The sequence below is a fragment of the Pseudomonas onubensis genome (genome assembly GCF_965653655.1).
Classification (GTDB): domain Bacteria; phylum Pseudomonadota; class Gammaproteobacteria; order Pseudomonadales; family Pseudomonadaceae; genus Aquipseudomonas.
Map to the genome: position 1 here is coordinate 1 of NZ_CBFHAZ010000345.1, position 270 is coordinate 270.

The window sequence follows — 270 nt, forward strand, 5'->3', positions numbered from 1 at the left end:
TTGAGTCCCCTGAAGGGCCGTCGAAGACTACGACGTTGATAGGTTGGGTGTGTAAGCGCTGTGAGGCGTTGAGCTAACCAATACTAATTGCCCGTGAGGCTTGACCATATAACACCCAAGCAATTTGTTTCTCGAGAGAGCATCAGATTGCGGTGTGTGAAGACGAGATGAACCGAAAGTTCGACGTTCACAAAACACCGAAAGCTGTCACATACCCAATTTGCTGAAGCGAAGCCATCTGGCTACGACTCAGTACCCGAATTTCTTGAC

At 48.9% G+C, this 270-nt stretch carries 1 rRNA gene; it reads left to right on the forward strand.

Going from position 1 to position 270, the window contains the following annotated elements:
- Nucleotides 1–108: ribosomal RNA gene (locus ACTD9P_RS30270) — 23S ribosomal RNA — on the forward strand; the annotation flags it as partial.
- Nucleotides 109–270: the final 162 nt, after the last annotated feature.